The following is a 7,937-nucleotide window of genomic DNA, read 5'->3' on the forward strand; positions in this document are numbered from 1 at the left end:
GGCCCCGCTGGTGGAACACCGGGGAGGCCGACACCCGATACACGAGCTACGAGCGGGGAAGAATCCTGTGGCACAGGAAGTGCTGACCGACCTGAACAAGGTCCGCAACATCGGCATCATGGCGCACATCGATGCCGGCAAGACCACGACCACCGAGCGCATCCTGTTCTACACCGGTGTCAACTACAAGATCGGTGAGACGCACGACGGTGCCTCGACCACGGACTGGATGGAACAGGAGAAGGAACGCGGCATCACGATCACCTCTGCCGCGGTGACCTGCTTCTGGAACAACAACCAGATCAACATCATCGACACGCCGGGCCACGTCGACTTCACCGTCGAGGTGGAGCGTTCGCTCCGCGTGCTCGACGGCGCCGTCGCAGTGTTCGACGGCAAAGAGGGCGTCGAGCCCCAGTCGGAGCAGGTGTGGCGTCAGGCCGCCAAGTACGACGTTCCGCGCATCTGTTTCGTCAACAAGATGGACAAGATGGGCGCGGACTTCTACTTCACGGTCCAGACCATCATCGACCGCCTCGGCGCGAAGCCGCTCGTCCTGCAGCTGCCGATCGGCGCGGAGGACGACTTCGACGGTGTCGTCGACCTGGTCGAGATGAAGGCTGTCACCTGGCGTGGCACGGTCGCCATCGGCGCCGAGCCCACCATCGAGGAGATCCCGGCCGATCTCGCCGACAAGGCTGCCGAGTACCGCGAGAAGCTGCTCGAGACGGTTGCCGAGTCCGACGAGAAGCTCATGGAGAAGTACTTCGCCGGCGAGGAACTCAGCGTCGAGGAGATCAAGGGCGCCATCCGCAAGATGACGGTCAACTCCGAGCTGTACCCGGTGCTGTGTGGTTCCGCGTTCAAGAACAAGGGTGTTCAGCCCATGCTCGACGCGGTCATCGACTACCTGCCGAACCCGCTGGACATCGGCGAGGTCCAGGGTCACGCCCTCGGCAACGAAGAAGAGATCCTCACGCGTAAGCCGAGCAAGGAAGAGCCGTTCTCGGCTCTGGCCTTCAAGATCGCTTCGCACCCGTTCTTCGGCAAGCTGACGTTCGTCCGCGTGTACTCCGGCCGGATCGATCCGGGCGCCCAGGTCATGAACGCGACCAAGGGCAAGAAGGAGCGCATCGGAAAGCTCTTCCAGATGCACGCCAACAAGGAGAACCCGGTCGACGAGGCCGTGGCCGGCCACATCTACGCGATGATCGGCCTGAAGGACACCACGACCGGTGACACCCTGTGTGCACAGGATGCCCCGATCGTGCTCGAGTCGATGAGCTTCCCGGACCCGGTCATCCAGGTCTCGATCGAGCCCAAGACGAAGTCCGACCAGGAGAAGCTGGGCACCGCGATCCAGAAGCTCGCCGAAGAGGACCCGACGTTCTCCGTCGAACTCGACGAAGAGACCGGCCAGACCGTCATCGGCGGCATGGGCGAGCTCCACCTCGACATCCTCGTCGACCGTATGCGTCGCGAGTTCAAGGTCGAGGCCAACGTCGGCAAGCCGCAGGTCGCCTACCGCGAGACCATCACCAAGAAGGTCGAGAAGCACGACTACACCCACAAGAAGCAGACGGGTGGATCGGGCCAGTTCGCCAAGGTGATCATCGCGCTGGAGCCGTTCGTCGGCGAAGACGGTGCCTCCTACGAGTTCGAGAACAAGGTCTCCGGTGGCCGCATCCCTCGCGAGTACATCCCCTCCGTGGATGCAGGCGCGCAGGACGCGATGCAGTACGGCGTTCTCGCCGGCTACCCGCTGGTCAACCTGAAGCTGTCGCTGCTCGACGGTGCGTACCACGACGTCGACTCGTCGGAAATGGCCTTCAAGGTCGCCGGTTCGCAGGCGCTGAAGGAAGCCGCCCGCAAGGCCGGCCCGGTCATTCTCGAGCCGCTCATGGCTGTCGAGGTCACCACACCCGAGGAGTACATGGGTGACGTGATCGGCGACCTGAACTCCCGCCGTGGCCAGATCCAGGCCATGGAGGAACGCAGTGGTGCCCGTGTCGTGAAGGCGCTGGTTCCGCTCTCGGAGATGTTTGGTTACATCGGTGATCTGCGGTCGAAGACCCAGGGCCGGGCGAACTTCTCCATGGTGTTCGATTCCTACGCAGAGGTTCCCGCGAACGTCTCGAAGGAAATCATCGCCAAGGCGACCGGCGAGTAACCTCGGTTCCAGCCGGCCGAAGCACGACCCAGTAATAACAACCGCACTGCTGCATACCGCAAGCATCAATCAGTCCAGGAGGACACACAGTGGCGAAGGCGAAGTTCGAGCGGACGAAGCCGCACGTGAACATCGGCACCATCGGTCACGTCGACCACGGCAAGACCACGCTGACCGCGGCCATCACCAAGGTTCTGCATGACGCGTACCCGGATCTCAACGAGGCCTCGGCCTTCGACGAGATCGACAAGGCTCCTGAGGAGAAGGCTCGCGGTATCACGATCAACATCTCGCATGTTGAGTACCAGACCGAGAAGCGCCACTACGCGCACGTCGATGCTCCCGGTCACGCCGACTACATCAAGAACATGATCACCGGTGCGGCGCAGATGGACGGCGCCATCCTCGTGGTCGCGGCCACCGACGGCCCGATGCCCCAGACGCGTGAGCACGTGCTGCTCGCCCGCCAGGTCGGCGTGCCGTACATCCTCGTCGCCCTGAACAAGGCCGACATGGTGGACGACGACGAGATCATCGAGCTCGTCGAGATGGAGGTCCGTGAGCTCCTCGCTGCGCAGGAGTTCGACGAGGACGCTCCGGTTGTCAAGGTCTCCGCACTCAAGGCGCTCGAGGGCGACCCGGAGTGGACCAAGAACATCCTCGAGCTCATGGCTGCGGTCGACGAGTCCATCCCGGACCCGGTTCGCGAGACCGAGAAGCCCTTCCTCATGCCCGTCGAGGACGTCTTCACGATCACCGGTCGTGGCACCGTCGTCACCGGTCGTATCGAGCGTGGCGTCATCAACGTGAACGAGGAGGTGGAGATCGTCGGCATCAAGGAGACCTCCACCAAGACCACGGTCACGGGTATCGAGATGTTCCGCAAGCTCCTCGACTCGGGCCAGGCCGGTGACAACGTCGGTCTGCTCGTTCGTGGTATCAAGCGCGAAGATGTCGAGCGTGGACAGGTTGTCGTCAAGCCCGGCACCACCACCCCGCACACCGAGTTCGAGGGCCAGGCGTACATCTTGTCCAAGGACGAGGGCGGCCGCCACACGCCGTTCTTCAACAACTACCGTCCGCAGTTCTACTTCCGTACCACGGACGTGACGGGCGTTGTGACGCTGCCCGAGGGCACCGAGATGGTCATGCCCGGTGACAACACCGAGATGTCCGTCAAGCTGATCCAGCCCGTCGCCATGGACGAGGGCCTGCGCTTCGCGATCCGCGAAGGCGGCCGTACGGTCGGCGCCGGCAAGGTCACGAAGATCAACAAGTGATCTAGCTCCACCAACGCCGATGGCGCTCACCCTCCGGGGTGGGCGCCATCGGCGTTTTCGGGGTTCTGCCTCAGCGGGAGGTCAGCGCGTCCCACTCCCGGATGTCGCTGGGATGGGCGATCCCTTCGAGGACGAACGGTGTCAGCTTTCGACGTGGACCGGGTGGTCGGCGCGGTCGAGGTGGAGCAGCACCTGGGTGGCGACCTGTTCACCGCCGAGGGTCGACGCGACCCACGATGCGACGTCCTCGGACTTGCGGGTGAAGTCGTAAATGTCGAGGGTGGGGTCGGCGGTCACGACGATCGACAGGGTGGGGAGTCCGCGTTCGACGACGGCGCGGGCCCGCGTCTGCCGGACCCCGGGGTACTCGGCGAGTTCGCTGGCGACCCCGCCCGCGAGGGAGCCCAGGTCGACGGTGACGTAGGTGCCCGATTCGCGATCCGGGACGGCGACGGCGGACGTGCGTCGCCGGGTGAGGTCGAGGGCGAGGAGCACGATCCCGAAGACCAGTCCCACGACGACCGTCGCGGCGAGGGCCCAGCCCCACCAGTCCTGGTCGGGAAGCGCGGTGACGCGTGCGCGGTCGTACCGCGACACCCATTCCCGGACGATCGGAACCTGCAGGTCCCAGGCGATGGCGTAGGCGCCGAATCCGAGGAGCAGAAGCCCCACGATCAGGACGATCAGCCGGTTGACGGCGGCGGTCCGATGGGTCACGGCTTCACCTGCACTCGGAGTTCCGGGGATGTGCCGAGCAGCGACAGCGTCGGTTCCACGGCTTCGCGGACGGAGATGGCCACGTCTGCGGTGGGTGTCGACTCGGTGCGCACCACGCGGACGGTGACGTGCTTGCGGTCGACTGTCGTGTGCGCCGACACCACCCCGGGGACGGTGTTGGCGTGACTACTGGAATTGCGGGCGAGATCGGTGGGGCGTAGCCAGACGATCGGGGTGTCGCCCACCGCGAGGGGCAGATGGGTGCGCGGCCGCGGTTTCACGGCGGCGACGATGAACACGACTCCCAGCACGATCGCGCCGACGGCGACGGGGACGATCCAGTCGGACCAGTGCAGCCGGCCCAGCCATTGCGCGGTGTTGCGGATCCAGGGCGCGTTGGCGAACGTGCCGCGCATGATCAGTAGTTCACGAGCGGCGACGACCGCGAGACCGAGGGCGCCGACGGCGACGATGATCGCGGCGGGCACGGCGGCCGGGGTCGCGCGCGGTGTACGTGGCCGGATCGGTGCCACCGGGGTGGGCGGCGCGGTGGGGTCGCCCTGTTCGGAGTAGAGACTGTCGGCCGCGCTGTCGTCGGGCCCCGCGGATTCGGTTCCGACGACCACGATGTTGAGTTCGATGACCGGCATGCCGGTCATCTGCGCGACCTGGCGGTGCACCTGTGCGCGGAGCCTGCGGTTGAGGAGATCGAGGCGGCACGGCCACTGCACCGCGATGTACAGGTTGATCGCGACGGCGTCCGCTCCCGTCGAGACGTCGGCGCGGGGGAGGTCCCGGCCCGTCAGCCGGGACAGTCCGCCGGACTGCTTCACGACGCCGGGCACCTGGAGCGCTGCGGCGACGGCGATCTTCACGACGGCGCGTTCCTTGATGACCAACTCGCCGCGCTGGGCGGTGTCATCGAGCGCCGCGTCGTCCCGGGGGCCTGCGGGGGGTGCGGTGGACGGTTCAGCCACGGCCGCGGCTTCGGAGGATGGCGCCGAGGTCGAGGTGTCCGTCGCGGTGCGCGCCGACGGCCATGCCCAGCGCGCCGAGCAGGACGGCGAAGACGAATCCGCTGAAACCGCCGAGGATGCCGGCGATGGCGAGGAGTAATCCGACGATCAGGCCTGTGATGGTGCTGTTCATTGAGCTTGTCCTGTCTCTGTCAGGAGATCTTCGATGATCACGTCGACGGGGACGTCCACCAGCGATTCCACTGCGGCGCGCACTCTTTCGGCGGTGTCGACGACGTTGGCGGGGTAGCGGGCCGCGAGGTGGACGGCACAGGACGTGGGGCCCACGGTCACCCCGGTCACCCGGCGTCCGGGTAGGTACGTCGCGACTTCGCCGAATGCGCCGCCGTGCATCGCTGCTACTCCGGGGGTCGCGAGGACGGCGGCGACGATGCGTTCGGAGATGTCCTCCGCGTGGGTGTCCGGTGTGAGCGGTCCGGTCACTGCACCCTCGGTTTGCCGTCGAGCTCGGACGCGGCCTCGGATTCGTCGAACAGCATGACGTCGAAGACGGTGATGTTCACTTCGGTCACTTCGAGTCCGGTCATGCGTTCGACGGCCGCGATGACGTTGCGCCGGATGCCGACCGCGAGTTCGTGCAGTGCGACGCCGTATTCGGCGACGATGCCGATGTCGATGGCGGCCTGTTTCTCCCCGACTTCGACGGCGACCCCCTGGGCGTGGTTGACGCGGGCGCCGGGGATCCGGTCCCGGAGGGCGCCGACGGCGCGCGCGGTGCCGCCGCCCACGTCGTAGACGCCGTTGATCTCACGGGTGGCGATGCCGGCGATCTTGGCGACGACGGCGTCCGCGATGATGGTCCGTCCCTCGGAACTGACGAGTTCCGGAGTCGCCCCGGCCCCGAACTGCACGCGGCTGCGTGCACCTGAATCGCTGGTCATCGTGGATCCCCTTCGAGTCGCCTGCCTTCTCCTCAACAGTAATGATCACCGACGGTACGCGGGGTCTCCCACGCGCCTTTCCGCCCGCGGATCTGCCCGGATGTCGATGTGAAAAATATTTGATATGACTAACCGGTACCATGACGTGATCCAGGTAACAGAAGGTACGGCACGACGAAAGGAACCCCATGGCGGAAGTGGCTCCCGACCAGGACGCTGCCCCCAGTGAGGAGGCCGCTTCCAGTGAGGACACTGCTTCCGCTGAGGGCACTGTTTCCGTTGAGGACACTGCCCCCAAGTCCCGGACACCGGCCGTCACCGCGGGTGTGGCGGTTCTGTCCGTGCTCGCGCTCGCGTTCCTCGCGGTGAGCGGCTACTTCGGCTACGCGCACTGGCAGGCGGAGCAGGCGGCGCAGCAGCGGTCCGAGATTCTGGACGCGGCGAGCGAGGGCGTCGTGAATCTGACGACGATGGACTTCGAGAAGGCTGACGACGACGTGCAGAAGGTACTCGACGGCTCGGCCGGAGAATTCCGCGACGAATTCGAAGCCCGATCCAAGGATCTCATTGCGGTCATGCAGGAGGCCCAGGTCAAATCGGTCGGGGAGGTGCGCCAGGCCGCGATCGAGCGGCAGGACGGCGACTCCGCCGACGTGCTCGTCGCGGTCGCGCAGAAGGTGTCGAATGCGGGCGGGGCCGCAGAGGAGCCTCGCGGTCAGAGAATGCGGGTCACGATGCAACTCGAGGACGGCACGTACAAGATCGTGAAGGCGGGGTTCGTGCAGTGAGTACCGACGCATCGCCGAAGTCGCGCAGGCTCCTCCTGACTCTGGGTGCGCTCACCGTGGTCACGGCCGTACTGGCCGGGGTTCTGTACTTCACGCTGTACCGGCCCGACCAGCGCGTCGACGACACCGCCCGCGCCGCCGTCACCGACACCGCGTCGCAGGGCGCGATCGCCCTGCTGTCGTACGGGCCGGACACGGTGGAGAACGATGTCGGAGCCGCGAAGGAACGTCTGACGGGGGAGTTCCTCGACTATTACACCCAGTTCACGACGGACGTCGTCGTCCCCGCGGCGAAGGAGAGCCGGGTCGCCACGCAGGCGACGGTGGCCGCGTCCGGTCCGGTCGAGGTGGCGGCCGACACGGCCACCGTTCTGCTGTTCGTCAACCAGAGCACCACCAGTGCCGCGAAACCCGAACCGGCGGTGACGGCGACGAGCATCACCGTGGAGCTGACCAAGTCCGGTGACGACTGGCTGATCTCCGGCTTCGATCCCGTCCAGCCCCACGGGTAGCGTTGGCGCCCATGAGCACTCTTCGAGAGGTCGGCGACCGCGAGTCGTGGCGCTGTTGGTTGTGTGACGAACCGGTGGATCCCGACATGTCGGTCAACGACCCGCGCGGCCCCAGCATCGACAGTGTCGTCACCGCGAAGAAGGCCAAGGCGAAGGGCGGCGTCGAGCGCCTCGCCCACCGCGCGTGCAACACCAAGAAGGGCGCCGTCAAGCCGGTGGTGCCGTGGCCGGACCGGTTGTTCGTCGTCGATCCCGCCCCGATCATCGGTGTCGTCGAACAACTCGGCCGCAAGGGTGGACGGGTCGCGGTCGCGCGGTGCCCGGGCAGATCGGACGCCGAGGACGCGTCGGAGTGGTTGCTCGACCGGTTGTCCCGTCTCGCACCGGAACTGAACGTCGAAACGCAGATCGACGAGGCCGGGGGAGCGTTCCTGCTCGTTGTGCGGCTCCGCCACCCGTGAGTACTTGTTAACCGCCGGCGGTTGATGTGATGGAAAAGGGGCGGGGGGCTCCCGCTCCTCATGGTTCCCAGCGGACGCTGGGGGTGTCAGA

At 66.2% G+C, this 7,937-nt stretch carries 10 protein-coding genes; 5 read left to right on the top strand and 5 right to left on the bottom strand.

What is annotated here, in order from left to right; translation table 11 throughout:
- The first annotated feature begins 67 nt into the window (after nt 1-67).
- Together fusA and tuf are read left to right on the top strand one after the other, a co-directional pair.
- A complete protein-coding gene (gene fusA / locus MLGJGCBP_RS24450; RefSeq protein ID WP_087557086.1) occupies nt 68-2,170 on the top strand; it encodes an elongation factor G in 2,103 nt (700 codons plus the stop codon).
- Between the two features lie 89 nt (nt 2,171-2,259).
- Entirely contained in the window at nt 2,260-3,450 is a 1,191-nt protein-coding gene (gene tuf / locus MLGJGCBP_RS24455; protein WP_087557087.1) for an elongation factor Tu, read from the top strand.
- 141 nt (nt 3,451-3,591) lie between these two features.
- Here the strand turns inward: tuf and MLGJGCBP_RS24460 are convergent, their stop codons facing one another.
- Genes MLGJGCBP_RS24460 through MLGJGCBP_RS24480 form a run of 5 tightly spaced genes read right to left on the bottom strand, consistent with a single transcriptional unit; the run spans nt 3,592 to nt 6,085 of the window.
- Nucleotides 3,592-4,167, bottom strand: coding sequence for a hypothetical protein (locus MLGJGCBP_RS24460; RefSeq protein WP_087557088.1), 576 nt, complete (start codon nt 4,165-4,167; stop codon nt 3,592-3,594).
- Entirely contained in the window at nt 4,164-5,144 is a 981-nt protein-coding gene (locus MLGJGCBP_RS24465) for a DUF6286 domain-containing Asp23/Gls24 family envelope stress response protein (protein ID WP_160098706.1), read from the bottom strand. The genes MLGJGCBP_RS24460 and MLGJGCBP_RS24465 overlap by 4 nt, the downstream gene beginning before the upstream one ends.
- Nucleotides 5,137-5,316: a hypothetical protein gene (locus MLGJGCBP_RS24470; protein ID WP_005252219.1), complete on the bottom strand. Its 180-nt coding sequence runs from the start codon at nt 5,314-5,316 to the stop codon at nt 5,137-5,139. Before MLGJGCBP_RS24470 ends, MLGJGCBP_RS24465 begins: the two co-directional genes overlap by 8 nt.
- The gene (locus MLGJGCBP_RS24475) at nt 5,313-5,627 is read right to left on the bottom strand and encodes an Asp23/Gls24 family envelope stress response protein (protein WP_087557090.1); all 315 of its coding nucleotides are present in this window, start codon (nt 5,625-5,627) and stop codon (nt 5,313-5,315) included. Before MLGJGCBP_RS24475 ends, MLGJGCBP_RS24470 begins: the two co-directional genes overlap by 4 nt.
- Nucleotides 5,624-6,085, bottom strand: coding sequence for an Asp23/Gls24 family envelope stress response protein (locus tag MLGJGCBP_RS24480; RefSeq protein WP_005252221.1), 462 nt, complete (start codon nt 6,083-6,085; stop codon nt 5,624-5,626). The genes MLGJGCBP_RS24475 and MLGJGCBP_RS24480 overlap by 4 nt, the downstream gene beginning before the upstream one ends.
- 188 nt (nt 6,086-6,273) lie before the next feature.
- On the opposite strand from MLGJGCBP_RS24480, the gene MLGJGCBP_RS24485 reads away from it, so the two are divergent.
- Genes MLGJGCBP_RS24485 through MLGJGCBP_RS24495 form a run of 3 tightly spaced genes read left to right on the top strand, consistent with a single transcriptional unit; the run spans nt 6,274 to nt 7,846 of the window.
- Nucleotides 6,274-6,873: a hypothetical protein gene (locus MLGJGCBP_RS24485; RefSeq protein WP_236581342.1), complete on the top strand. Its 600-nt coding sequence runs from the start codon at nt 6,274-6,276 to the stop codon at nt 6,871-6,873.
- Complete coding sequence (locus tag MLGJGCBP_RS24490) at nt 6,870-7,385, top strand: twin-arginine translocation pathway signal (RefSeq protein WP_160098708.1); 516 nt, start codon at nt 6,870-6,872, stop codon at nt 7,383-7,385. Before MLGJGCBP_RS24485 ends, MLGJGCBP_RS24490 begins: the two co-directional genes overlap by 4 nt.
- Nucleotides 7,386-7,396: 11 nt before the next feature.
- Nucleotides 7,397-7,846 (top strand): hypothetical protein, encoded by a 450-nt coding sequence (locus MLGJGCBP_RS24495; RefSeq protein WP_236581343.1) that lies wholly within the window; start codon nt 7,397-7,399, stop codon nt 7,844-7,846.
- Nucleotides 7,847-7,937: the final 91 nt, after the last annotated feature.

This window comes from Rhodococcus sp. T7 (genome assembly GCF_009872365.1).
GTDB lineage: Bacteria > Actinomycetota > Actinomycetes > Mycobacteriales > Mycobacteriaceae > Rhodococcus_F.